At 68.4% G+C, this 24,217-nt stretch carries 20 protein-coding genes and 1 pseudogene; 11 read left to right on the forward strand and 10 right to left on the reverse strand.

What is annotated here, in order from left to right:
- Window positions 1–144 precede the first annotated feature (144 nt).
- Window positions 145–4,098 carry a MobF family relaxase gene (mobF, locus tag ABT061_RS40370; RefSeq protein ID WP_350928187.1) on the reverse strand — a complete coding sequence of 1,318 codons (3,954 nt, stop codon included), beginning with the start codon at window positions 4,096–4,098 and terminating at the stop codon, window positions 145–147.
- Window positions 4,099–4,327: 229 nt separating this feature from the next.
- Between mobF and ABT061_RS40375 the strand changes: the two genes are divergently transcribed.
- The 3 genes from ABT061_RS40375 (at window position 4,328) to ABT061_RS40385 (ending at window position 7,325) form a co-directional block, all read left to right on the forward strand.
- Window positions 4,328–5,185, forward strand: coding sequence for a hypothetical protein (locus tag ABT061_RS40375; protein ID WP_350928189.1), 858 nt, complete (start codon window positions 4,328–4,330; stop codon window positions 5,183–5,185).
- A gap of 566 nt (window positions 5,186–5,751) precedes the next feature.
- Window positions 5,752–6,333, forward strand: a complete 582-nt coding sequence (locus tag ABT061_RS40380; protein ID WP_350928191.1) for a hypothetical protein — start codon at window positions 5,752–5,754, stop codon at window positions 6,331–6,333.
- A gap of 746 nt (window positions 6,334–7,079) precedes the next feature.
- Window positions 7,080–7,325 (forward strand): hypothetical protein, encoded by a 246-nt coding sequence (locus tag ABT061_RS40385; RefSeq protein WP_350928193.1) that lies wholly within the window; start codon window positions 7,080–7,082, stop codon window positions 7,323–7,325.
- 51 nt (window positions 7,326–7,376) lie between these two features.
- Here the strand turns inward: ABT061_RS40385 and ABT061_RS40390 are convergent, their stop codons facing one another.
- Window positions 7,377–7,736: a hypothetical protein gene (locus tag ABT061_RS40390; RefSeq protein WP_350928194.1), complete on the reverse strand. Its 360-nt coding sequence runs from the start codon at window positions 7,734–7,736 to the stop codon at window positions 7,377–7,379.
- Between the two features lie 55 nt (window positions 7,737–7,791).
- On the opposite strand from ABT061_RS40390, the gene ABT061_RS40395 reads away from it, so the two are divergent.
- Entirely contained in the window at window positions 7,792–8,049 is a 258-nt protein-coding gene (locus ABT061_RS40395; protein WP_350928196.1) for a hypothetical protein, read from the forward strand.
- Between the two features lie 271 nt (window positions 8,050–8,320).
- Here ABT061_RS40395 and ABT061_RS40400 read toward each other — a convergent pair whose 3' ends face one another.
- Window positions 8,321–9,355, reverse strand: coding sequence for a DUF4331 family protein (locus ABT061_RS40400; RefSeq protein WP_350928198.1), 1,035 nt, complete (start codon window positions 9,353–9,355; stop codon window positions 8,321–8,323).
- 308 nt (window positions 9,356–9,663) lie between these two features.
- Here ABT061_RS40400 and ABT061_RS40405 point away from each other — a divergent pair, with 308 nt between their 5' ends.
- Window positions 9,664–10,644, forward strand: coding sequence for a DUF4158 domain-containing protein (locus ABT061_RS40405; protein WP_350928335.1), 981 nt, complete (start codon window positions 9,664–9,666; stop codon window positions 10,642–10,644).
- Window positions 10,645–10,762: 118 nt separating this feature from the next.
- Window positions 10,763–12,820: a Tn3 family transposase gene (locus tag ABT061_RS40410; protein ID WP_350928200.1), complete on the forward strand. Its 2,058-nt coding sequence runs from the start codon at window positions 10,763–10,765 to the stop codon at window positions 12,818–12,820.
- A gap of 244 nt (window positions 12,821–13,064) precedes the next feature.
- On the opposite strand, the gene ABT061_RS40415 is transcribed toward ABT061_RS40410, so the two are convergent.
- The 5 genes from ABT061_RS40415 to ABT061_RS40435 are packed head-to-tail and all read right to left on the reverse strand — an operon-like array spanning window position 13,065 to window position 17,978.
- Entirely contained in the window at window positions 13,065–14,219 is a 1,155-nt protein-coding gene (locus ABT061_RS40415) for an alpha/beta hydrolase family protein (protein ID WP_350928202.1), read from the reverse strand.
- A 12-nt stretch (window positions 14,220–14,231) separates the two neighbouring features.
- Window positions 14,232–15,650, reverse strand: coding sequence for a S41 family peptidase (locus ABT061_RS40420; RefSeq protein WP_350928204.1), 1,419 nt, complete (start codon window positions 15,648–15,650; stop codon window positions 14,232–14,234).
- Window positions 15,647–16,693: an ABC-2 membrane transporter-related protein gene (locus ABT061_RS40425; RefSeq protein WP_350928206.1), complete on the reverse strand. Its 1,047-nt coding sequence runs from the start codon at window positions 16,691–16,693 to the stop codon at window positions 15,647–15,649. Before ABT061_RS40425 ends, ABT061_RS40420 begins: the two co-directional genes overlap by 4 nt.
- Window positions 16,690–17,577: an ABC transporter ATP-binding protein gene (locus ABT061_RS40430; RefSeq protein WP_350928208.1), complete on the reverse strand. Its 888-nt coding sequence runs from the start codon at window positions 17,575–17,577 to the stop codon at window positions 16,690–16,692. The genes ABT061_RS40425 and ABT061_RS40430 overlap by 4 nt, the downstream gene beginning before the upstream one ends.
- A complete protein-coding gene (locus ABT061_RS40435; protein WP_012891422.1) occupies window positions 17,574–17,978 on the reverse strand; it encodes a GntR family transcriptional regulator in 405 nt (134 codons plus the stop codon). The genes ABT061_RS40430 and ABT061_RS40435 overlap by 4 nt, the downstream gene beginning before the upstream one ends.
- Window positions 17,979–18,253: 275 nt before the next feature.
- On the opposite strand from ABT061_RS40435, the gene ABT061_RS40440 reads away from it, so the two are divergent.
- Entirely contained in the window at window positions 18,254–19,288 is a 1,035-nt protein-coding gene (locus ABT061_RS40440; RefSeq protein WP_350928210.1) for a tyrosine-type recombinase/integrase, read from the forward strand.
- A gap of 10 nt (window positions 19,289–19,298) precedes the next feature.
- Here ABT061_RS40440 and ABT061_RS40445 read toward each other — a convergent pair whose 3' ends face one another.
- A complete protein-coding gene (locus ABT061_RS40445) occupies window positions 19,299–19,784 on the reverse strand; it encodes a hypothetical protein (protein ID WP_350928212.1) in 486 nt (161 codons plus the stop codon).
- Between the two features lie 638 nt (window positions 19,785–20,422).
- Window positions 20,423–21,007 carry a hypothetical protein gene (locus tag ABT061_RS40450; protein ID WP_350928214.1) on the reverse strand — a complete coding sequence of 195 codons (585 nt, stop codon included), beginning with the start codon at window positions 21,005–21,007 and terminating at the stop codon, window positions 20,423–20,425.
- Window positions 21,008–21,065: 58 nt separating this feature from the next.
- On the opposite strand from ABT061_RS40450, the gene ABT061_RS40455 reads away from it, so the two are divergent.
- The 4 genes and pseudogenes from ABT061_RS40455 (at window position 21,066) to ABT061_RS40470 (ending at window position 24,170) form a co-directional block, all read left to right on the forward strand.
- Window positions 21,066–21,509: a MarR family winged helix-turn-helix transcriptional regulator gene (locus tag ABT061_RS40455; RefSeq protein ID WP_350928216.1), complete on the forward strand. Its 444-nt coding sequence runs from the start codon at window positions 21,066–21,068 to the stop codon at window positions 21,507–21,509.
- A 461-nt stretch (window positions 21,510–21,970) separates the two neighbouring features.
- Entirely contained in the window at window positions 21,971–22,102 is a 132-nt protein-coding gene (locus tag ABT061_RS40460; RefSeq protein WP_350928218.1) for a hypothetical protein, read from the forward strand.
- 192 nt (window positions 22,103–22,294) lie between these two features.
- Window positions 22,295–23,862 (forward strand): annotated as a pseudogene (locus ABT061_RS48475) (DUF4158 domain-containing protein); the annotation flags it as partial.
- Window positions 23,863–23,867: 5 nt separating this feature from the next.
- On the forward strand, window positions 23,868–24,170 hold the full coding sequence (locus tag ABT061_RS40470) for a Tn3 family transposase (RefSeq protein WP_350928222.1): 303 nt from the start codon (window positions 23,868–23,870) through the stop codon (window positions 24,168–24,170).
- Window positions 24,171–24,217 lie beyond the last annotated feature (47 nt).

Consider the following 24,217-nt stretch of genomic DNA (forward strand, 5'->3'; position numbering starts at 1 on the left):
CTGGACCCGTTTTTGGCTCGCCCCCTCGAACCCTGCGGGCCGATGGCGCAGCCGACTGTCCAGTCCGTCGACCGAGCGCAGCGAGGGAGCGGACTTGACCGGCGGCAAGCATCGGCCATCCTGAAAGGCGAGGGGCGAGACCCCTTACAGACCATGTCCCCGGCGGCGGCTGCTGGGGGAGAGCCGCGGGGAGCTCGGCGGCCGGTAGGCGGGCCCTGGTTTCACCGGCCGCTGCTGAGCCTGCTGCTGGGCGTGCTCGCGGCGGGCCTTGGCCAGCGCTGGGGCGGCCGGATCGCGGCGGGCCTGCTCCTGAACCTGTCGCAGCGCCGGGGCGAGCTGGTCACGGTAATCGCGCTCGGCCAGCAGTGCGCTCAAGGCGCGGTTGGCGCGGCGATGCTGATCGGTCAGCTCGGAGCCGCGCCCGGCGAAGGACAGCCAGGCGGCCTGGACGCGTCGCCGGTCGGCGAAGCCGGGCAGGGCCTGATCCACGCGGGCGGCGATCTCCTTCTCAGCCGTGGTGGTGAACGAGGCTGAGCCGGTCAGGATCCGCAGCCGCCGCTGCAGGTCGGTCGCATTCGTGCAGGAGGGGGAGATCTCTAGTGCGGTGCGGAGCGCGGCCTGCTCGGCCCGGACGGCGGCCTCGACGCCGCGAGCGGCGGGCTCCAGTCGCTGCCTTGCCTGCTGTAGCTGGTCGTGGAGGCGGGAGCGTTCGCGGCTGGGCAGTCGTCCGCGCACCCCGCGCTGCGCCTGCTCCAGCTTCGCCTGTAGCTGGTTGACCTGGCGCTGGGCTGCGCGCCGCGCGTCGCAGGCGATGAGGTGGTACTGCAGGTCGCGTAGTGCCGGGATGAGGCGGTCGCGCTCGTCGATGAGCTCGCCGCGTACCTGGGTGCGGATGGCGGCCGCCTGCTCGGCCTCGGCCCGCTCGCGCCGTTCCTCAGCGGCGACCCGCCCGGCCAGGCCCGCCACCGTCGCGCTCACGGTGGTGATGCGGGCCTGCAGTGTCTCCTCCTCCAGCAGGCCGTGGGGGCGATCGGGGCGGGTGACGTCGGTCAGCATCGCGTTGGCGACCCTCTGCTCGGCCAGCTCGGCCACAGCCTTCACCTCGGCCGCCTCCTGCTGTCGGGCGCGGACGGCGGCGATGGGTTCGGGCTCGGCGGTGAGGAACTCATCGGCGCGATCGCCTTGCAGAGTGGCGGCGTAGGCGTCCAGGGCGCGGTGCAGCTCCTCGGTGTGGTTGCGCGGCTGGCCGTGCCGGGCGCGGTCGGCGTCGGATTCCAGGACGGTGCGTGGCAGGTACAGGTGCGCGGACAGGCGGTCGCGGCTCATCGCCGTGTACAGGGTGTGCGGGTCCAGCCCCATGCCGTAGACCAGCGTGTGCTGACCGGTGAGTCCTTGGGCGGCGGCCACCGTCATGGCGGTGCCGTGGCTCAGGCCGCCGGCGCCGATGTAGGCGGCGCTCACCCGCTCGACGACCAGGGTGGGGCCGTCGGCGCCGGTGCGGCGCCATTCGACCGTCACCGAACGGTCGGAGTGGATCGCGACCACGACGCCGCGGTAGCCGTTGAGCACGTCCGCGCGCCGCCCCCGGCTCTTGCGCGCGCGGTAGTCGTTCTGGCGGACCCGTACGTGGTCGCCGACCGCCAGCGCCAAGGTCCGGCCGCCGGGCAGCCGGTACAGCACCTCCGTGCCAGACAGCTCCCCGGCGCGGCGGCGCAGGGCGCGGGCGGCGGCATTCAGCCGCTCGACGTCGGCATTGGTTCCGGCGAGCACCAAGACGGCGGCGAGCTCGTCGTGCACCTCACCCGCGTAGGTGCGGATCCGGCTCCAGTCGGTGAGCATCGCGGCCAGGGTGTCGCTGGAGTCGCGTCCGGCGTGCACCCGGCCGCCACGGTTCCAGGTGCGCAAGGCTTCCTCGCGGTCGCCCTCGCGCCAGGCCTGCAGGGCTTGGCGCTCGATCGGGTCACGCTGGCGCCGGTTCTCATCAAGGACCACACCGTCGACCTGGCGGTGGATCGCGGCGAACGCGCCACCGACGCCGATCGCGCGCAGCTGCAGCGGGTCGCCGATCGCCACCACCTTCGTGCCAGTGCGGTGCGCTTCGCCGAGCAGGACGGCCAGTTCGCGGTCGTCGGCCATCGCGGCCTCGTCGATGACCAGGACGTCGACGCCGTCCAAACCAGGGCGGTCGGGGTCGGCGATGCTGTGCAGCCAGGCGGCGATGGTGCGCGAGGCGATGCCGGATTCGGCCGTCAGGTTCGCCGCGGCCACGGCGGAGGTGGCGGCGCCGGCCACGACCAGGCCGCGGCTTTCCCACCCTGCGCGGGCGGCGTCCATGAGCGTGGTCTTGCCCGCCCCGGCCACACCAAGCAGGGCTTCGACTCCGAGCCCGCCACCAAGCAGCCGCTCCAGGGCATGGCGTTGGGCGGGGGAGAAGGTGAAGGCGCCTGCGACCTCGTAGGCGTCGATGGCCAGCGCGATCGTCGCCGCCTCCAGCACGGCCGCGCCTTCGTCGTAGCGCTCGCGCGTGAGGCGCAGGATCTGCTCCTCGGCCTCCAGGACGTCGATGGAGGTATAGCGGGCGGAGTTGACCAGGTGCCGCGCTCCGGTGTCAGGCAAGCGCACGGCCGGCTCGCAAGCCAGCACCGCATCCGTCAGCGCTTCAGCATCGGCGCGGTCGGCGATGCCATCGGGGCAGGCATCGGCCACCACGGCGAACACATCGGCGCGGGTGACAACCTTGGCGTGCGCGGTCAGGCCGCCATCAGCGCGCCAGATCCACGCGGCGATCTGTTGTGCGCTGGGACGCTGGGGGAGGCCTTCGCCCGGGTGCAGACACAAGGCCATCACCGCGGCGGCGTCGACGCCGTTGGCGGCGCACTGCGCATGCCAGTTCGCCGACAATTCCCCGGCCGCGACGGCGTCACCCTTGGGCTGGCGGCTGGTCGCGCTGGCCACCCGGCGGGCATGCTGGTGAGCCTCCTCATAGGCGATGCCGCGCTCGGCCAGCACCGCCTTCACCTGGGTGTCGCGCTTGGAGAACCGGGCGCGCATCGTCTCGTCGACGCCGACGATTTCCCACGCCCCGGTGTGCGCATCGCGCTCCCAGCGCACCCCGAATGCCTCGATCGTCTGACGCCGGACGCGCGCTTTGAGGAACGCATCAGCGGCGTGGGCATGGCGAAACAGGTCCCGGCCGCCGGCGGCCACCGCCGACCACCTCCCATCGACACCACGCACCATATTGGCGATCTGGACGTGCGCGTGCAGGTGCGGATCCGGGGCCTGGCCGTCGACCGGGCGCGCGGTTCGGTGCTCCAGGATCCAGCCCAGCAGGCCGCTGGAGGCGATGCGCTCGGCGAGCTCGTCATCGCCCTGGTGGCCGCGCTGGCCGTAGGCGACCCACTCCTGCACGGCCGCGACGGTCTCGACGACACTCTGGGCGAACATCGTCTGGACCGCCGCGCCGACCTCAGGACTCGACAGGGCCTGCAGCAGGCTGACGCTTTTGCTGACGTCCAAGGTGAGGTCGTATCCGCGGTTGCCGACGCGCACCCGCGCCTCGCGCCAGCGACGCGCCTCGGCCAGCTGGTCGCCGTCGTAGACGTCGGCGAGATCCAGGCCGACCGCCTTCGCGAGTTTGCGCGCGTCCTCATACGCCAGCACGTACGCCTCGCCCTTGCGCTGCACACCACGCTCCAGCCGCGCCGCACGTTTGGTCATCGCGTCGTTGCCGCGCACCAAGGCGCTGACCGCCGCGGCGCCGCGTTCGATCGCGGCCTGCTGCAGGGCGGCCAGGAGCAGGGCGCCGGGCAGCATCGCGCGCGGGTCGACGGCCAGTTTCGCCGCCACCAGCACCTCACCGGTGTGCGGGTGGCGGCCGTCCATCAGGGCGCGGGCCGCGTCGTGCTGGTCGGCGGTGAGGGGGCTGCCGGGGGTGAGGCCGACCTCGCGCAGACCGTCGCCGATCCACATCAAGGGGCGCTCGCCGGTCAGCCGGTAGGCCAGCTGCGCGTCCGCCTGGAGCTCGGGGACGCCGCATCCGGCACCTTCGCGCAGCCGGTAGTCGACCTGCGCCTGGTCGGGCCCGAGCGTGCTCACCCACGCCACCGCGCCCACCTCCCCACATCCGCCCAGCTCAGCGCCGACCCTCCGGCCGAAGGCCGCCCGTATCGCAGATACCTTCGTCCAAGATCTTTTTCTGTGATCTTTGTGTTGTAGTGATGAGTCTGACAAATGGTTCATATGGTGTCTATGGGTTGTACTGCTGTGATGTCACCTGATTGATCGTTTAGCGATTAATTTATGATCTTGATGATTCGCTGTTGTCATGGTTGTTGTCACGCTGGACGTCGGGGATGGCCGCTTGGCCGTGCCGCTCGTCGCCTCTCCTGCCCTCGGTCGTGCGGCCGCTCTGGCAGGCTGGTCTGCCGTGAGCACCGACGAGCAGCATCTGGTTCCGGCCTCACGGCGCCGCGGCGGTCTGGCCGCGACCCGCGGTGGCCACCAGGAGAGTGAGCGGTCGTTCTTCTGCCGCGTCTGCCAGCGCGCCGAGCGAGGGGTGTGGGTGCCGGCGGGCTGGTATCTGCTGGAGCGCGCGCCCGGCGGTAAGGGCCGTCACATCCGGCTGGGCCTGTATTGCAGCGTCGCCTGTCTGGTGCGCGCGGGCGAGATGCTGGAGGCTGGGGCGGCCGAGCACGCGGCCCGGATGGATCTGCCCACCGAAGAGGACCGGCGTCGCGAACGCGCCCGGGTCATCGAGATCGCCCAGACGTTGCTGTCGGGCGGGCTGACGATCCGCCAGGCCGCCGAGAGTTTGAAGGTGGAGAGCTTCACCCTGAAGGCGTGGCTGAAGGAAGCCGACATCCAGATCAGCCCTGCCGCGTCCACGCCGGTGACGGCGAAGACGACGGCGACAGGGGCATCGGGATCGTCGAGTGAAACGGGTCCGGGCGAGCGTCATCCGGTGAGTGTGCTGAACGAGCAGACCCAGCAGGGCCGTATCGAGGCGGTCGCCTGGACGGTGGAGTCGACCGGCTCGTCGCACGCGCCGGACTTCACCGCGGCCGCCGCCACCCGCCTGATCGCCACCGGCACGCCGGTCCGTGGTCAGGGGAGCGGGGCGAGTAAGGCGGCCGCCCGGGCGGCGGCTGCGGCCGCGCTACTGGCCCGCCTCGACGCGGTGTGACGGTATCGGGGTCGAGGAACAGCGGGACAGCCGTTGGCGGTGAGAAAGATTTTGTTTCTCGTTGTGGCGGTGAGCTGGTCGAATGCGAAAGGGCCAGGCGGTCAGAGCCCGCTGAAGTGAGGGCGCGGCTCCGGAAGACACCGCCCCGACGCCCTGCACAGTCTTCCGCGACCCGCGACGCAGCGGTTTACCGCCAATGACTGTCTTGCTGTTCCTCAACCCCGGCCTAGTGCGACGTTCCTCACCGGAAGTACAGATCCACCTCCTGGTCGTCCAGGTGCGTTTCATCAGACCGGCCCCGTCGCACAGCGGGCGGGCCACACACGGCCGGGACCGTCCTAATGATCTCCAAGCCGGTTCCTAGTGCCGGCCCGTAGCTTTGTCCTCGACTCCCGCGGCCCGACGCGACAGGGCGGAGGCGGGCAACTGAGCAACGGCGAGGAGCAAGATCGTGACGGTGCGGTTGTGGAGCAGGGTTTCGGCGTAGCAATACAGCAGCCATAACGTACGTTTTCGTTCCGCCGCACTCTGACCCCCGTAACAGCCCCGTACAGGCCAAGGAACCCATGATGAAGAACACCGCCGACCTCCGGCGTGTCGGCTCCGGCCTGCTGCTGATCATCGCCCCGCTGCCAGATGTCGTCGCCACCGCGCTGCCCTCTGTCGCGTACGGCGAGGGGCGGGCCGTCACCCAAACCGCATCGCTCCTGTACCAGGCGGGTGACCTGCTGACCGCCCTCGCGATCATTGGCCTGCTGCACACGATGAGCTCGGCAGGGGTGTTCTGGCGCGTCGCCGGATGGCTCACCGCCGCCGCTAACATCGTCGCCTCAACGCTACCTCTGGTCGCGGACACCGAGCTGTACAAGGCTCCCGGGGCCCTCGACTACGTCTTCGTCCTGTCGATGTTTCTCGCCGGAACGGGGCTGCTGCTCGTCCTGATCGGCGCCTGGCGAGCGGGGTTCGGCCACGGGGCGTTGCCGCTCCTGATCGTCGCCGGATGGGTCCTCCCGATCGCCATCCCACTCCTCATCATCACGTCCCCTGCCGCCCCGCAGTGGTTGCCACCAATGCTGACGGCGTTCGCCCTGGCATGGCTCGGGGTCAAGATACTCCGGACGAGCCGGGAGAAGTGGGACTCCTACTGACCGGCTTTCAACGGCGTCACCCCAGTTGGGGTGCCGTTAAGAAACGTGTCACCAGCCGCCAATCGCAACGTCTTTGCAGGTCAGGAAGGTATGCCTTCATAGAGGCATCGACTCATTGACTGCATCGCAGCTCCTCAGCGCAAGCCACTGACCTGCGCCTTCTCTCTCATTTGCGGCTGGTGACACGTTTCTTAACGGCACCCCTACTAACTTGCTCCGCGGACCGCGGCGGGTTCAGTGCCAGTGAAGCTCTTCCGGAGCCCCGCCGAAGGTGATCCGCCCTCGGATCGATAAGTCCGACTTGTGTTCTAACTTGCTCCGCAAAAGCCGACGGGTTCGAAGGGCCCCGCCGCCCGGTCTTCCTCACCTTCCCGGCTCGCCCCCCGACGGCCCTTCGGCCGGTGCGCGGCCGACTGTCCAGTCCGAAGCGGACGAGCGCAGCGAGGACGGGCCGGACTTGACCGGCGGCAAGCAGCGGCCACACTCCCGGGCCGGGGGCGCGACGGCTCAGACGTCGCGCGCCCGCGCGTATGGGGCTCCTAAAACTCCCGAAACTCCGCTCGCGCGCACGATCGTTATCTAGGGTTGGAGGACCCTTCCAGCAGGTCAGAGGACGATGATCTCTTCTTTCACGTAGGCCAAAAGGAGTAGTAAAGCGGGATCTTGGGAAAGTTTTTCCAGGTCCGGTGGAACCAACCGCACAACCATGACCATGGCGAAAGCGTGACAGGCGAGGGGAGACGACTTTGAGAGGTCCGACGTACAAGTTCCTGCTGGAGGGCTGGGAGAAGCGCAGCGTGTGGGGCTTCGATGAGGACACCAGCACTTATTGGGCGGACCTGTGGCTCAACGACGACTCGGACGCCGACAAGCCGACCTCGAGAATCCGCGATGTCCCCACGCCCATGACCGAGCTGTACTCGATGCTCCTCAATATCACCAACGCCGATCCGGATCACCTCGATCAACTGATGGAAGAAAGCATGCGCTGACCCGTCCCGGGCCCCGCCGCCCGTCGGCGTAGTCGGCGGGGCCCGGGCGGGTCAGCGGCTCAACCCGGGCCCGCGGTCGACGCCGCGGCCGGGGGGCGGCCGGTAGGCCTGGCGGCGCTCGGGCTCGCTCCGCAGGCCGGGCCTCGGGCGGGTGGGGTCGCCGGATCGGGCGGCGGCCTCGCGCTGGCGTCGGGCGTGCTCGGCGCGGGCGGCGCGTTCGAGCTCGCGCAGATCGGGCGGCCAGGTCGGCGCGGCGCTCGCGCTCGCCGGGGTCCCGGTAGTAATCGCGGAAAATCCAACGAACCTCCCTCTGACCTGCTCCGATGTGAGGGCACCGCAGGACTGGTGGGCCGGTTGGTAGATGCGGCGGACCGGGCCGAGAATGCCGCTGACCTTGCCCGGGTGCCTCACGTCGACGCTGGTCAGCGATATTCGTTGGATTTTCCGCGATTACTACCGCAACCCCATGGAACGCGAGTACATCCGCGACCGCACCCTGGAAGGCCACGAATCCGCCCGCGCCCGCGGCAAACACATCGGCGGCGCCGCCGTCACCGACGAGAACATGCTCTCCATGGCCCTGCACCTGCGCGACCAGAACCTCAGCCTCCGCGACATCGCCGCCCGGCTCGTCATCACCAGCGGCGCGAAAAGAGGCCGCCACCCCTCGGCCGCGACCGTCCTGCGCATGCTGCGCGACCACGACCAGCAGACCGCGACCTGACCGGCCGGGGCCATCAAGTCCCGGCGGACGGCTGAGTGCCTGTCCCAAAAGCTTCTGATCTTGCGCTTCGTGATCAGCAAATGAAGAGGCCCCGCCAGCGTGGGTGCTGACGGGGTCTTGGCGTGCAGGTGGGCGTCAAGGGTGCCGATACGGTGCTCGGGCAGCCTTGGTGGTAAGAGGCGGACCCACGGCCGACACCGTGTCGGGAACGGCGTCGGGAACGGCTCCGGCGGCTGGGACGGAGCCCCCGAGCGCGTCCTTCCGGGGTCGGTCAGGAGGTGGTCGCCGGGTGCGGGTTGCCGAGGTACGGGAACCGGTCCAGGGTGTCGGTGTGCGGCGTCAGGCCGGTGGGCGGGGCCTCGTTCTTGGTGAGGAGCGCGACGCGGATGTTGATGACGTCTTCGGTGAAGGTCCGGCCGTTGGGGTAGGCGGCCGGCTTGGACGGGTCGAAGTGCAGCACGTCCGGCAGGAGGCCGTGCTCGTCGAGCGCGGTGATAGCCTCCTCGCGTGAGTAGCCGCCGGTGTGGCCCAGCAGGTGGACGAACTGGTCGGTCCAGTTGTCGCGGTCGTTGACCGGCTCGCCGGCGTTGTAGTCCTCTTTGGTGTCGTTGGTGTTGAAGAAGCTGCTCATGGACGGGTGTCCGGCCCGGTCGGCGTGGACGAGCTCACCGTCGCGCAGGACGCTGCACCGGCCCCAGATGTGCAGTTCGGGCTGGGGCGCCAGTTCCACGGTCGGCAGTTCGACGGCCATGGAGAAGACGTTGGCCGTGAGGTTGGAGTCGACACCGGTCCACGGGGACTGCCCGCCCAGATGCGGGGCGGTGAAGTTCCGCTTGCCGCTGGTGTCGAACAGGTTCTGGATGCCGTCGTTGTCGAAGAAGAAGGCGTCGCTGCGGCTGCCGGCGGCCACCTGGTAGTCACCGCTGGTGACCACGTTGGCCTGAGGGCCGAAGGAGACGGCGGCGTCCGACACGATCTTGGTGCCGGCCGCCTCGGGCTTACGGGACTCCGCGCCGGTCGCCATGAAGACGCTGTAGGTCTGGGAGCCGTCGGACGCCGGTGGGCTGAAGACCCAGCTGAAGGCGATGTCGGTCAGGTAGTCGCCGTCGTTGTCGACGTTCAGGCGGTATACGGCGTCAGGGTGCAGGGCGTCCGCGATGGGATTGGCGTTGAGGATGATGACGGTCCTGCTCGGGTCCCCGGGTGCCGCGAAGGCATAGAGGTCGCACAGGTCGAGACGCTGGTCACCGAGCGGTGGCCCGAGGCTGAGGCCGGTGAAGTGGTTGGACATGTCAGGCCCTTTCATGGCTCGCTCACCAGACACCCACTGGAACGCTCCATTTGACTGTCCGTGTGGCGTGGTCACGTCCCGTGGAGTGGTGCAGAAGTCGATCTCCGCTCGATCCCGTTTCTGCAGGTTAAGCCCTCCTTGTCAAAATTCACGAGAGGCAGTGACGGGTGGCGAGTCGGGGTCCTGGGACCATCCAGCTGAAATTGAACGCCAAGCCTCCAACCGCAGGTCAGAGGGCGATCTGAAGGTGTGGTTGCGGTTGATGGTCTCGGTTTGGGTGTACTGACTGGTAGGTGATCGTTGATCTCCTACGTTCACGGTTTGTGTCGTTTGAGTACCTATCTGGTGAGCAGCAGGCTCGGTATCGGCGCTTCTTGACCGATCCGTCGCCGGGGGACCTGGAGCGGTTCTTCTATCTGGATGCCGCAGCGTTGGCTGAGGTGGCGAAGAAGCGGCGCGATCACAACCGCCTGGGCTTCGGGGTGCAGTGGGGGACGGTGCGGATGCTGGGCACGTTCCTATCCGATGCCGGAGATGTTCCGCATGTCGCGGTGGAGTTCGTGGCCGAGCAGCTGAGTGTGACAGACCCCTCCTGTATCAAGCACTACCGGGAGCGGTTGCCGACCCAGCATCAGCACGCACGCGAGATCCGCGCTCTGCTGGGGTACCGGGAGTTCGCCGAGGCCGAGGCGGAGCTCCGCACGTTCGTGGCCTCGCGGGCGGCGCAGACTCGGGACTCGCGGCGGGAGCTGTTCGATCGGGCGGTGGTGTGGCTGATCGAGGGCCGGGTGCTGCTGCCGGGGATCACCACGCTTGCAGCATTGATCGCAGGGGTGCGGGCCGAGCGGCAGGTGGCGATCAACGACCATCTCGTTGAGCAGACGCCGCTGGAGATGCGGCGGGAGCTGCTGGACACCCTGGTCGTGCCCCACGGGAAGAAAGTCTCGCCGCTGGAATGGATGCGGACCGCGGTGGTGAACGTATCGGGACTGGGGATGAAGGAGGCCTTGGGGCGGTCCTCGACGGTGTGGGCGTTCGGCGCGGGCGCGGTGGACGCCGGCGGGGTTGCTCCCGTCAAGATGGCCGAGCTGGCCGCCTACGGCATGCACGCCAAGGCCCCGAAGATCGAACGGCTCAAGGGCACCCGCCGAGTCGCAACACTGCTGGCGACCATGCGGCATCTGGAAGGCGTGTCGGTCGACGACGCGTTGCTGCTGTTCGATCTGTTGATGGCGACGAAGCTGCTGGCGCGCGCTGCCCGCGATGAGGAGAAGGCGAAGCTGAAATCTGCCCCGGCTGCGTAAAGCCGCGCTGCAGGCCGAATCGGCGTTGCGGGCGGCGTTGGACACCCCGATGACCCAGCCGGACAGGTCCGAGCGGGCCGAAGACGGATCGCGGTCTGAGTCTGAGCCGGTGGTGAGGGTGACGACGGCGCCGGAGGTGATCGCGCGGATCGCGCAGGTGGTGCCGATCGAGCAGTTGGAGGCCGCGCTCGCGGTGATCAAGGAGTTTCTTCCGGCCGAGCAGGACGACGCCGATCTGGAGTGGCGGGCCGAGCTGACCAACCGGTTCGCCTCGGTGCGCGGGTTCGTGGAGTTGCTGGCTGAGACGATCCCGTGGGGCGGCACCGAGGCTGGCGCCCCGGTGATCGCGGCGTTGCGGGGGCTGCCGCGGGTGTTGGCCTACGGCAAGCACGCGAGTGTCGGGCACATCGAGGCGCATCAGGAGCTGGTGTCGGGGTCGTGGCGGCGGTTGGTTTATGACAACCCCGACCTGAGCGGCAAGCAGATCGATCGGCACGCTTATACCTTTTGCCTGTTGGAGGCGCTGTGGTCGGCGCTGCGCAGCAAGGACGTGTACGCGGTCGGCGCGGACAAGACCGGTGACCCGCGCGCCAAACTCATCTCCGGCGCCCTGTGGAGCGTGCACGCGCCCAGCATCTTGACCGCGCTCAGGCTGGATGCCGACCCCGACGCTCACCTGCGCAAACTCGCGGTCGACCTGGATGAGGTATACCGGGGCTTGGCCGACGGGCTGGAGGCCAACCCAGCGATCACGATCAAGGGCGGGAAGCTGAACCTGGCCAAGCTGGAGGCCGCGCCGCTGCCGCAGGCCTTTGAGGCGGCGCACCAGGCGGTGAAGGCGATGCTGCCGCGCATCGACTACCCCGAGCTGCTGCTGGAGGTGCATGGTCACACCGGCATGTTCGACGCCTTCGAGCACATCTCCGGATCGACGTCGCGGCGGGCGGACCTGGACATCAGTCTGGCCGCTCTGATGGTGGCCCGTTCCTGCAATGTCGGGTTGAAGCCGGTGGTCAAGCTCGGCGATCCCGCGCTGGGCCCGCATCGGCTGATCGGGGTGGAGAAGGGGTACTTCCAGCACGAGGGGATGGGCGCGGCGTCGGGCCGGTTGATCGCCAAGCAGGCCGACATCGATATCGCCCGCGAAGACTGGGGTGGCGGGCTTGTGGCCTCCGCCGATGGGCTGCGGTTCGTGGTGCCGGTCCGTTCCCTGTACGGGCGGCCCAACCCGCACTACTTCGGCCAATCCAAGCGCTCCAAGGGCGCCACCTGGCTGGCGGTGGTCTCCGACCGGGTGATGGGCCTGGGCGGGTTGCTGGTGCCCGGCACGATGCGCGACTCGCTGTTCATCCTGGACGCCTTGCACCGCTTGGACGCCAAAGAGCAGCCGGAGATCCTCACCACCGATACCGCCTCCTACTCCGACATCGTGTTCGGCCTGTTCGCGATCTGCGGCTACCAGTTCGCGCCCCGCATCGCCGACATCGCCGACATCGCCGACGCCCAGCAGTGGTGGATAGACCCCGCCGACGTCGACTTGGCCGACAAGCGCACCACACCGTCGGCCAATGGGTACGGCCGGTTGAACGAGCTGAACCTGCGTCGGGTGAACATCGCGGCGATCAAGCAGCATTGGCCGGACATGCTGCAGGTCGCCGGGTCGCTGGTCACCAACCAGGTGCGGGCCTATGATCTGATCCGGATGATGATGGCCGAGGGCCGCATCACCAGTCTGGGGCGTGCGTTCGCGCAATATGGGCGGATCTTCAAGTCGATGCACCTGCTGCACGTGGCCCACCTGGAGGACTACCGGCGGATGATGGGCGCCCAGCTGAATGTCGGCGAAGGCCGCAACGGACTGGCCCGCGCGGTGTTCTTCGGCAACCTGGGCCAGCTGAAGCGCGGCTACGAACGCGGCATGGAAGACCAACTCGGCGCGCTCGGCCTGGGATTGAACGCGATCGTCTACTGGAACTCGCTCTACATCGACGCCGCAGTGAAGAAACTCGCGGCCGGCGGCATGAAGATCGGCCCGGAGATCCGAACCCACCTGTCCCCGCTGCAGTGGGAGCACATCAACTTCGTGGGCTCCTACCCGTTCAACCGGCCCGACCGCCCTGGCCGGTTGCGTGACCTGCGTGACCCCGCCACTGCTGACGACGATCTGGAGCAATGACGAGGGGGCAGATCCCCGCACCCGCGCTACGGCCGGGCAGATCACGGCGCCCATTCCAGAGGCTGAGCGTGAATCCTTCTTCTGTTCGCTCAGGCGAGTAGGTGAAGGACGCGTTTTGCTTGCTGTTGAAGGGCGCCGACGGGGTTACGGGAGGCGAAGGGTCCGCCGGGGCCGAGCGTGAGGAACCAGCAGAGGGCGAGCAGGCGGCGGCATCCCCTCGATGGCTTCGTGAACGTGCTGGGCCTCAGGATTGACCGCAGGTCGCGGGGCAGAACGTGACCTCGGGGTAGCGTGATGACGGCTTGTCCAGGAGAGGCTGCCGCTGCGACTTCAGGTGCTGGTCGAGGAAGGCTGCCACGTAGGTGCGGGTGAGCTCGGCGGCGCGCGCCGCGGGCAGAACGCCGTAGGTTGGCGTGATGCCGAGTGCGCCCCCCATCAGCGGGACGTCGGTGAAGGACTGGTGTTCCGCGCCCGACAGCACGAGCCAGCGCTTCCACCCGGTCAGCAGCTTCCAGTCGCGCTCCCACGAAGTGTCGCGGCCGCCGGGGACGTGCTGCGGCGAGCCCAGGAACATGAACGGCCGGGAGAACCCGCTCTTGGGGATCCGGGCGTAGGTGGTGCCGTCCATGTCGATGCCGGCGCGCACCCGGGGGTCCTTCAGCATGGTCGCCATGGCGCTGGCCCCGCCGATCGACTGGCCTGCCATCGCGATTTTGGAGCGGTCGATCCGGTCGGAACCGTCCCATTTCGATGTCAGCTGGTCGAGCACGAAGGAGACGTCGGCCGCCCGGCCCGCGACCACCCCCGTGCCGAAGCCCGGGTCGGTGTCGCTGTCGCAGGCGAGGCATTCGGCGACCCGCCCGCCGGGGAAGGTCGTGGCGTAGCTCTCGTAGGTGTGGTCGATCCCGGCCACGACGTACCCTCGGCTGGCCAGATCCTCGGCCAGGGACGTGAGAGTGATCATCGGATTGGTGAAGCCGGGGGAGATCACCACCAGCGGCAGGTTGCGGCCCGCGGGTTCGGCGTTCTTGATGGCGTTCGTGCGCGCCTTGCTCAGCGTGTCGTCCGGCACGCCCCCGATCCCCAAGCGCCTCAGGGTGAGCTCCGATTCCTTCGGCGTCATGTACGGCGCCCGCTGCCCGTCTCGCTGCTTGGTCGGGTACCACAGGGTGACCTTGAGCTCTCTGGCGTCGACGTCGAGGTTCCAGGGATCGGGGCGGGAGGCGTCTTTCAGGTACAGGGCGGTGGTGCCGACCGGATGGGCGCCGGCGGGAGCGGGCAGGGCGGCCGGGCCGGTCGGCGGGGCCGACGGGACAGCGGACCGGGGCGGCGTGGGTGCGGAGCAGGCGGACGCGGCCAGGACGACCAGTGCTGCGGCGGCTGCCAGGAGGTGTCTCATCGAGAGGTCCATTCACTTGTGCAGCGAAGTCAGGGCCCTGGCCAGCGCGGGGTCACGCCCGGCGGCCGCGTCCTTCGGGGTCAGGGGCACGTAGTGGTCGGGGGGCACGCCGATCTGGTCGATCACCTCGCGATCAGGCCCCAGGTGGTGCCTGGACGGGAAGCCCAGCGTGGTGTTGTTGCTGAGCAGGTACGACTGCGCCGGGCCGGAGATGACGCCGGCGGTTCTGGTGCCGACCAGCCGGCCGAGGTGATGGTCCTTGATCGCAGAGCTGAAGTGCTCGCAGGCCGAGGCGCAACTGCGGTCGGTGAGCACCACCAGCGGCAGGTTGAGCAGCTCGACGGTGTCGTCGGTCCGCAAGGCCTCGCACTTGTTGTCCACGGTGCACAGGTAGGCGGTGACCTTGCCGTGGCCGAACGCGCTCACCAGCCGGATCGCCTCCACGGGGCTGCCGCCGCCGTTGCCGCGCAGGTCCAGCACGACGCCGGTGAGGGTCCGGCTGGTGCGCAGCCTGGAGATCGCCTTGAGGACCCTGTTCGCGGAGTCGGAAGCGAATCCGCGCAGCCGTACGTAGGCGATGTCGTCGTCCAGCAGCTTCGACTGCACCACTTGCAGGGCGGCCAGATCCCGCTGGTAGAGGCCGGGCTTGAGCGTCACGCTCCAGCGGCGGCCGGTGCTCTGCCGCAGCAGCCGCAGCCGGACCGGGCGCGCTTGCGGGTATTGCGGGTAGAGGGCGTTGATCGCGGGGGTGGCCTTGCCGTCGATGAAGGGCGCCGATCCGTTGATCGATTCGATGAGGTCGCCCGGGCGCAGTCCGGCGGCCTGCGCCGCGCCACCCTGCACGGTGGTGACGAACAGCGGGCCGACGGCGGTGCCGGGATTGCCCTCCACCTGCGGACCATTGACGTTCGCCTGCAGACCCAGGCCGTAGCCGTCGCCGTCGTAGTAGTCGGGTGGCTGCTGGACGCCGTGCGTCCAGCGGGCGTGATTGTCGCCGAGGCCGGCCACGATGGCCTCCAGGGTGACGACGGCCAGCTTGTCGCGAAGGTCGGGAACCTGATCGGTGGTCTTGCGATAGACGGCCTCAAAGGCGGCCCAGTCGGCTTTCCGGTCACCGGTCAGCGCCGGCATGGTGGCCTCGGGCAGGTCGCGTCCGTCGCGGTTGAGCTCCTGCGTCAGGGCGACGAATCCGGCGCTCAGCAGCGAGCGGGCGTCCAGCGTGGCGCCGCTGTAGTAGTTGCCCAGGATGCAGAAGTACGCCTGCTCGATCACGTCGATCGTGGTGGCCGTCTCCGCCCCGGGAGCCCCCTGGGGCCGTGCGCAGGCCGTACCGGTTGCCGTGCTCGCCTCGCTGCGCGGCGGCGTCGGCGCCGTGCACGCCGCCGCCAGGAGCAGGGCGAGCCCGGCGGCCGCGGTCCTGATGACGGTCATGACAGGCGCCTGCGGAGCCACCAGAAGGACGACCACGTGAGGCCGAGGGTGAGCAGGGCGTAGATCCCGGTCTCGATCCACTGGAAGGGCCAGAAACGCTCAAGGGGCTGGTAGGTCACCTTCTGCCGGTAGCCGAGCCGGTTGATCTCGACCATGCAGCTGTCCCCGGCGCTCGCCGACGGTGCGCAGGGGCCTGACGTGGTGGAGACCTGGGCAGCGGCTTCATCGTCGCCGCTGGCAATCGTGCGTCCGGACGCGTCGATGAGGGCGGTGGACAGGACCCACGCGCCGGTGTCGCCGGGAACGGCCGACTTCAGGCGAATCTCTACATATCCGCCTCGATCCCGGTTTATGCCGATGCCGTCCACGTTCGTCTTGCCGAGCTCGAAGGTCGAGGTGATCGGGGGCATCAGGTGGGGCCGGACCAGCAGCGGCATGGCGAGCTGGATCGCGGCGAAGACGGCCAGGGTGAGGGCCATGGCGGGCAGTGTGCGGCGCACCAGCATGCCCACGGCCACGCCGAGGACGAAGGCGAAGGCCGCATACCCCATCGGGGCGATGCCGCGCGCGCCGAACACCAGGGGAGCCATCAGGGCCAAACCCTCAGCGGCTGATTTGTCCAGAGGGTCGGACCACCAGGTCACCATGAGGCCGCACAGGCCGGCGGCGGCCACGGCGGTCAAGCCCATGAGCCCGAGCTTGACCGCCAGCCAGCGGCTGCGGGTGATGCTCTGGTTCCACACCATCAGGTGCGTGCCCGCCTCCAGCTCGCGGGTGATCAACGGTGCTCCCCAGAAGAGCCCGGCGAGGGCGGGCAGGAGCAGCACGACGAGAGTCAGGGCCATGAACGAGGTATCGTGCCCGCCGAGGAACCGGTCGTAGAAGCGGTCGCAGGTGTTGTCCTGGGTACAGGCGGCGATCCCGGCGGAGTAGTCGGAGGCCAAGCCGGGGCCGGTCAGGGCCAGGACGACGGCGAGGATGGCGAGCAGGGCGGCCATCATCGCGGCCGAGCCGCGGAACTGGCGCCAGGTCAGCCAGATCATCGCTGCACCTCCAGGGCGATTCGCTGGTCGGCGGTGTGCTTGTCCATGTAGGCCAGGACGAGGTCCTCCAGGCCAAGCTGGGTGACCGTCCAGGCGGGGTCGTGGATCGGGGCGTCAGTGCGGATCACGTACGTGCTCTGCCGGTCGGTGTGGCGTGCGGAGACCACGTGCTGGTCGGCGGGGAGCCGGTCGGGGTCGCGGCGCGGGCCGGTGAGCCGGTGATGGGTGGCCAGCAACTCGTCGGTCTCCCCGGCGACCTGGACGCGGGAGTCGACGAGCACGATCAGGTAGTCACACGTCCGCTCCAGGTCGGAGACCAGGTGGGAGGAGAGCAGCACGCTGAACTTGTGCTCGACGGTGGCTTCCATCAGTCCCTGCAGGAATTCGCGGCGGGCCAGCGGGTCGAGCGAGGCCACCGGCTCGTCCAGGATCAGCAGCTCGGGGCGTTTGGCCAGGCCCAGGGTGAGGGCGAGCTGGGCGCGCTGGCCGCCGGACAGCTTGCCCGCCCGCTGGGCGGGGACAAGACCGAGTTGCGCGATACGGTCCCGCGCCATGGTGGCGTCCCAGCGGGGGTTGAGCCGCGCTCCCAGCCGCAGGTGGTCGGCGACGCTCAGCCCGGCGTAGACGGGGGTGTCCTGGGCGACGAACCCGATCCTGGCCAGCTGCGCGGGCGTGCTTCCTGGCCGGCCGCCGAGCACGGTGATGCCGCCCGCCGTCGGTTCGAGCTGGCCGCTGGCCAGCTTCAGCAGCGTGGTCTTGCCGGCTCCGTTGGGGCCGACCAGCCCGACGACGTGCCCGGCAGGGATGTCGATGGTGCACTCACGCAGCGCCCAGCGCTTGCCGTATTTCTTGCCCAGTGCCTGGGCCTGCAGGACAGAAGTCACGCTATGTCCTCCTGAGCGGTGGTCCGAAAGGTGGTCATGAAGAGGGCCTCGATGCTTTCGTCGTCGAGGCCGGCCCGGCGGGCCTTGGCCAGCCAGCGCTGCAGTTCCAGCCGCAGCGGGCCGTGCGCGGCCAGCGAGGCGTTGGTGAGCGTCGCCGTCACGAACGTCCCCACCCCCGGCCGGGCGGCGACCAGGCCCTCGTGCTCGAGCTCCCGGTAGGCCTTCAGGACGGTGTTGGCGTTGATCGCCAAGTGCGCCACCACCTCCTTGACGGTCGGCATCTGGTCGCCCTCGCGCAGCACGCCGAGCCGTAGCGCGTGCCGTACTTGCTGGACCAGCTGCAGGTACGGCGAAACACCCGACCTGCCGTCCAGATGGAACTCGATCACCGGCTTCTCCATTTATCTAGCCTGCTAGTACTTTAGAGTCCCAGATGTTAAAGGATCATAAGGATCGCTGTATAGGCCTCGCCCGGTGGCGCCCGAAGCGGTCCATCGCTCCTCAGCCCTTACGCCGGGGCAGATCTTTCCCCTGCCTCGTCGAATGGCTGCCGCAGTAAATACCGGATTTACTGCGGCAAGCTCATGATCGCGGCCATACTGACCTGCACTGTCTCTCTCGGTGACCGAGGTCGAGGTGTACGCATTTACTGCGGCAGAGCAGAAGGCTGGAAAAGATGAGTGCTGGCACCGCCGACGTGATCCCCCTCGGCCAAGATCGCCCCGAGACGTACGGCGACGCGGTCGAGGCCTATCTGCGCTCGGCCGGGATCGGCGAGTCATCCAAGCGGATCTATCGCATCTCGTTGACGACGTGGGCCTGGCTCGCCTGCGGACAGCAACCGCCGCTCGGTAAGGACCGCCGCGCCGCCCAGGCGCCCGCGACCAGGTTCGCGGCGCTCGCCGATCCGGCGACCTCCCAGCTCCTCGCCGGAGCCTTCGTTGAGCGGTCCCGCCTCGTGGACGCCGACACCGCTAACCGGGAGCTGTCGATCATGAAGGCCGCCATCGGCTGGTGGCGCAATCGCGGTTGGCTCGCCGACAACCCGATTCTCGGCATCGAACGACGGCCCGCTCCGCCCGACCGGACCAAGGCCCTGTCCCGCGATCAGCTCGCCGCCCTGTTCGATCTCAAGGTCGGCGTCCGGGAGAAGACCCTGTGGAAGATGCTGTATGAGACGTGCGCCCGAGCGCAGGAGATTCTCACCCTCGACATCGCCGACCTCCTGCCGGCCGACAAACGCGGCCGAGTCCTGTCCAAAGGCGGCGCGACCGACTGGGTGCACTGGCAATCGGGCACCGCCCAACTCCTGCCCCGCCTGCTCAAAGGCCGCGCTCGCGGCCCGCTCTTCCTCACCGACCGCAAAGCTTCCGCCCGTACCCCGACCACAGACGTGTGCAAGCTCACCGGACGCGGACGGCTGTCCTACCGGCGCGCCGCCGAGCTGTTCGAGGCCCTCACCCGGCCGCTGGCACACCCCGGGATCGTCGACGCAGCCGAACTCGAACTACGCGGCGGCTGGACGCTGCACCAACTTCGCCACTCCGCCCTCACCCACGAAGCAGAGGACGGCACCAACACGCCCACCCTGCTCGCCCGATCCCGGCACGCCTCCGTCCGATCCCTGGAACGCTACGCCAGGCCCGGCGTCGACGCCGTCGCCGACCACGTGGCCGGGCGCGACCCCGCCGCTCGCCGCCGGTCCATCTGAGCGGCCAGGATCAGCGCAGGTCCTCGGTGATCGTCCAGCCCCGGTTGCGGCCCATCCGGGCGAGCTGCCGGCGCAGGTCAGCGATGCGTTCACGGGCGTCGGGGCCGGCGATCCCGATCGTGATGCGCTCATCAGTGGCGTGGTAGCTGGTTCGCCGGTCACCAGCGGCCACACGGCACGCCGCGTTGATACCGGCGCGCAACCGAGTGATCTTACGAGGGTCGTCTTGACCGCCGAAGCCCTCGATCGTCAGACAGGAGAACAGCGGTGCGCGCTGGAGACTGTCGCGGCGCTCCACGGCGTTCTGCTCATCCTGATCGAGGCGCAGAGCACTAAGGATCTTGTCGCGGTCAGTTGAGCTGATCGGCCTGCGGCCCAGCCAGTCGGGCCAGCCATCCGGGCGGGTCGGCACGATGCGCACCGGCTCAAACGGCGCTACAGGCGCGATCGTCTCAGCGGGCAGGTCGGTGGAATCGGCGGCCGCGCTGTCGCTCACCTGGCTCCTCGTGATGTATCTCGCCATGAGCGGCGATCTCTCCCAAGAGTACCGGTGGCATCCAACCCACGATCTACAAATAGGGCCCATTCGCCACATCGTGAGCACAGTTGGCCACCGGACACACCACCGGAACTCTACCCATCTTGACCTGCGGCGGGAGGCTTAGCGTTCAATTTCAGCCGGATGGTCCCAGCACCCCATCTCCGCCGCCACGAACCGCCCATGATCGCGATTAACGTCGTGCTGCTCGCGCTGGCCGCCTTCGTGGCCTGGGGCCGGTTCGGCCCCCACGCGTTCTGACTTAGCTCGCTCGCCAAGGCTGCGGCCGGGATGAGGCACGAGGAGGTCCGCGACCTGGGCGACAGGCTCGGGCCGTCCTGCAACGTCAGCGGCTACGTGCTGCCGGACCAGGACGCCCCCGACTGATTTTGCTGGCGAGAAGCAGCAGCGTTGCCGGTCTGTTTGGACAGCGCTCAAGGGTTGATCGGGCCCAGAACGTCGGCGAGAAGTAACAGCACCGCCGCCTGCTGTCGGCGACAGTGGCGCCGCACGCGGACGCCCGGCCGTCACGCTCCGTCCGCTGCTCCCAGCGCGCCTTCCCATGGCCACGTCATGTGCGGCGACGCCCGGAGCTGTCACCGCACGTCGGCAATTTCGCCGCCGCGCTCGCCCGCACCGTCCTTGTCAGCATCAGCTGAGGTCTCCGGGAGATCGGCGGCGAGGATCATCTGGCGGGCCACGCCCATCATCCAGATGAAGGTGAAGGCGATCACCGTGGGGTTCTTGACGGAGACGAGCACCGCGCTCACCCACTCACGCGACCCCTCCGCCACCCACGTCTGGACCGCGGCGTTGGGCAGGACGTCGAAGACGGCGAATGCGGCGCCCAGGACGAGGAACTGGGCCAGGAAGTTGGCGCGCCGGTGGTCGACGAACCAGGCCAGGCGCTGCCAAAGCCGGTCAAGCTGGGCGAGTTCAGGGTCGCGGGCGATGGCCAGCTTGTAGATCGTGTAGATCAGCAGGAGGCGGACGGCTCCGGTGAGGACCTCAGTCGCGCCGTTGACCGCGGCGGGTAGGTCGTCACCCCAGCGCACCGCGACGAACCGCTGGATTGTGGGGATCATCGAGAAGCCGGCGACGACCCAGAAGTGCCGCACATAGAAACGCATGCCCCATCGTGCGGCGTCGCGACTGAGGAGAAGCCCTGAAGGAAGACTCATACCAGTAGACTAATTCAATCTGATGAAATATTCACTGTAGTGAAATATTGGAGGACGGATGGACGGCGCGGAGCTGGGCTGGGAGCTGAGCACGGCGGTCGTGCTCTTCCACGAGGCGATCGCGCGGCGGCTCGGGCTGAGCGCGGCCGACCACAAGGCCCTGGGCATCGTGACCAGGAAGGGCCCGCTACCCGCCGGAGCGCTCGCGGCGGAGCTAGGGCTCGGCGCCAGCGCGATCACCGCGCTGGTCGACAGGCTGGAGCGGGCGGGTTACGTGCAGCGTGCCCCCGACCCCGCCGACCGCCGCCGCGTGCTGGTCTCGGCCGACACCGGCCATGCCCCCGACCTTGGCGGGATCTTCGCCGATCTCGGCCGCGAGATGTCGGCCTTCATGGCCAAGTACGACGAGCGCGAACTCGCTGCGATCGTCGACTACGTCGTCAACACGATCGCGGTGCTCAAGGCGCAGACCGTGCGCCTGGCGACGGACGACGGCCGGTAACCGCAACCGGATCTACGGGGCACGGTTTGGCGCGGGTCATCCCGTGGTGAACATCAATGCTCCCACCTCAAGCCCCCGGGCGCTGTTACTTCTCAGCGACATCACCTTCAAGCGCAAACGATCGCTGTCGCAGCAGACCGGCAAACGCTGTCACATGTCGCCGACAAAACCACCCCCGACCCCCGCGACTACCACCCGTACATGGGGTGCCGTTAAGAAACGTGTCACCAGCCGCAAACCGCAACGCCTCTGCAGGTCAGGAAGGTATGCCTTCGTAAAAGCATCAATCCATCGGACCCATTTCAGCTCCTCGATGCAAGCCGCTGACCTGCGCCTTCTCTTTCATTTGCGGCTGGTGACACGTTTCTTAACGGCACCCCAACCAGGCCGCGAGGCGTGTTCCTCAACCCCCCGTTACGAACGCGGACGTTTGTCGTAGCGACGGTCCACTCTCCCTACTCATGACCATTCAGAGATCCCCCCGGCTCGAAACTCTCCTCGGGGGAAACCTCATCGACCGCGAGGTGCTCGAATACGCCCACCTCCAACTCCTCATCGACGGACAGGTACCCGAGGCCGAAGATCTCGACTAGGGGTGTCGGTAAGACTCGTGCAGCCAGGTACACGCGATTAAGTTCGCCCAGGTCAGCGATGCCACTGACGGACCGTTACGGGATCTTTCTGGGATCGCCCGACGTAGATGATCGGCTGCGGCCAGTATTGGTGCGGATTCGTGGGGTATGCGGCGGCTTGGCTGACCGCTTCGCGAGAGAGCCGGATGCCGCGTGGCGCGTGTGCTGGACGAGAACGAGCTCGTTGGGAACTGGACGCTGGTCGGGGGCGAGCTGGATCAGCTGTCGGGCCGGCGGGGCGCGACGAAGCTCGGGTTCGTGCTGCTTCTGCGGTTCTACGCGCTGAACGGCCGGTTCCCGACGGGCCGGGCGGAGTTCCCTGATCAGGTCGTTGCCTACGTCGCCCGGCTGGTGGACGTGCCCGCTGCAGAGTTGGGGCTGTATGAGTGGGATGGTCGGACGATCAAGGATCACCGTAAGGACATCCGGAAGTACTTCGGGTTCCGGGAATGCTCGCTCACCGATTCCGACAAGGCCGCGGCGTGGCTTGCCGCGGAGGTGTGTGAGAAGGAGCGGCAGGTCGACCGGGTTCGCGCCGAGCTGCTGGCGCATCTACGGGAGGAGCGGATTGAGCCGCCGGCCCGGGACCGGATCCGGCGAATCACCGGGACGGCGCTGCGGCAGGCCGAACAGACCCAGACCTCCCGCATCTCCAGCCGAATCCCAGCCGCGGCCATCCCGCGGCTCCTCGCCCTGATCGCCAAGAGCGCCGACCCCGGCGACGAACCCGAGGACCAGGTGGAGTCGGCGCCGCGCAGGCCGCCGGCATGGACGCCTTCGCGGTGATCCGGGAAGAGCCCGGCAACGTGAGCGTGAAGGCGATCGAGCGGGAGGTGTTCAAGCTGAACGCGATCCGCAAGGTCGGCCTCCCGGACGACCTGTTCGCCGACGTCGCCCCGAAGGTTCTGGCCTCCTGGCGGGCCCGCGTCGCCGCTGAAGCGCCCTCCCACCTGCGGTCTCACCCGCACGACATCAAGGTGACGCTTCTGGCGGCCTACCTGTACCGCCGGTCCCGTGAGATCACCGACACCTTGGTCGACCTGCTCATCGCCACGGTGCATCGGATCAACGCCCGCGCCGACACCAAGGTGACCGGCGATTTCGTGGCGGAGCTGAAGCGGGTGTCGGGCAAGGAGAACATCCTGTTCAAGATGACCGAGGCCGCTCTCGGGTCACCCGAGTCGCGGGTGGAGGACGTCATCTACCCGGCGATGCCGGGCGGCTACAAGACGCTGGTCCAGTTGCTGCAAGAGTACAAGGCGAAGGGCACCTCTTACCGGCAGCACAAGCAGCGAGTGTTCAAGGCCTCCTACACCAATCACTACCGTACGGGGTTGATCCAGATTCTGGAGGTGCTGGAGTTCGGGTCGACGAACACCGTGCACGCGCCGATGGTGCAGGCTCTCACCTTGATCAAGCGGTACAAGGCCGAGCAGTCCAACCGGATCAAGTGCTATGCGCTCGGTGAGAACGTACCCGTGGAGGGGATCGTCCCGGCCGAGTTGGTGGAGCTGATGTACCGGGCCGACAGCACGAAGCGGCAGCGGATCCTGCGCACCGTGTACGAGTGCGGCGTCTTTCAGACGCTACGGGAGAAACTGCGGTGCAAGGAGATCTGGGTGGTCGGCGCCGACCGGTGGCGCGACCCCGACGACGACCTGCCGAAGGACTTCGAGGACAGTCGGGCCGAGAACTACGCCAAACTCCGCAAACCGCTGGAAACGTGGTGGAGAACTACAACGGCGTCAACGACTACATCAAGTTCGGCAAGCGCGGAGAGCTCGCCTCCAACCGGCGCGAAGAACAGGAACTGGGGATGTTGTGCCTGCACATTCTCCAGTCGGCCCTCGGTCTGATCAACACGCTGATGATCCAGGACACCCTCGCCCTACCCGAGTGGGAGAACGTCCTGACCGACGCCGACCGGCGCGGGCTCACGCCGCTGTTCCACACCAACATGACCCCCTACGGTGAGATCCAGCTGCGCACCGACCGGCGCCTGGACCTCACCGACCTGCCGACTGCGTAACGCCGGACGCTCGCCCGTTCCGGCGGCAGCGCGGCTGGACCATCCCG

The organism is Streptosporangium sp. NPDC002544 (assembly GCF_040295965.1).
GTDB lineage: Bacteria > Actinomycetota > Actinomycetes > Streptosporangiales > Streptosporangiaceae > Streptosporangium.

Coding starts and splice junctions, on each gene's coding strand:
- ABT061_RS40375 (WP_350928189.1), top strand. CDS start 4,328: ATGGTTGTTGTCACGCTGGACGTCGGGGATGGCCGCTTGGCCGTGCCG.
- ABT061_RS40380 (WP_350928191.1), top strand. CDS start 5,752: ATGATGAAGAACACCGCCGACCTCCGGCGTGTCGGCTCCGGCCTGCTG.
- ABT061_RS40395 (WP_350928196.1), top strand. CDS start 7,792: ATGGAACGCGAGTACATCCGCGACCGCACCCTGGAAGGCCACGAATCC.
- ABT061_RS40400 (WP_350928198.1), bottom strand. CDS start 9,355: ATGAAAGGGCCTGACATGTCCAACCACTTCACCGGCCTCAGCCTCGGG.
- ABT061_RS40415 (WP_350928202.1), bottom strand. CDS start 14,219: ATGAGACACCTCCTGGCAGCCGCCGCAGCACTGGTCGTCCTGGCCGCG.
- ABT061_RS40420 (WP_350928204.1), bottom strand. CDS start 15,650: ATGACCGTCATCAGGACCGCGGCCGCCGGGCTCGCCCTGCTCCTGGCG.
- ABT061_RS40425 (WP_350928206.1), bottom strand. CDS start 16,693: ATGATCTGGCTGACCTGGCGCCAGTTCCGCGGCTCGGCCGCGATGATG.
- ABT061_RS40435 (WP_012891422.1), bottom strand. CDS start 17,978: ATGGAGAAGCCGGTGATCGAGTTCCATCTGGACGGCAGGTCGGGTGTT.
- ABT061_RS40440 (WP_350928210.1), top strand. CDS start 18,254: ATGAGTGCTGGCACCGCCGACGTGATCCCCCTCGGCCAAGATCGCCCC.
- ABT061_RS40450 (WP_350928214.1), bottom strand. CDS start 21,007: ATGAGTCTTCCTTCAGGGCTTCTCCTCAGTCGCGACGCCGCACGATGG.
- ABT061_RS40455 (WP_350928216.1), top strand. CDS start 21,066: ATGGACGGCGCGGAGCTGGGCTGGGAGCTGAGCACGGCGGTCGTGCTC.
- ABT061_RS40460 (WP_350928218.1), top strand. CDS start 21,971: ATGACCATTCAGAGATCCCCCCGGCTCGAAACTCTCCTCGGGGGAAAC.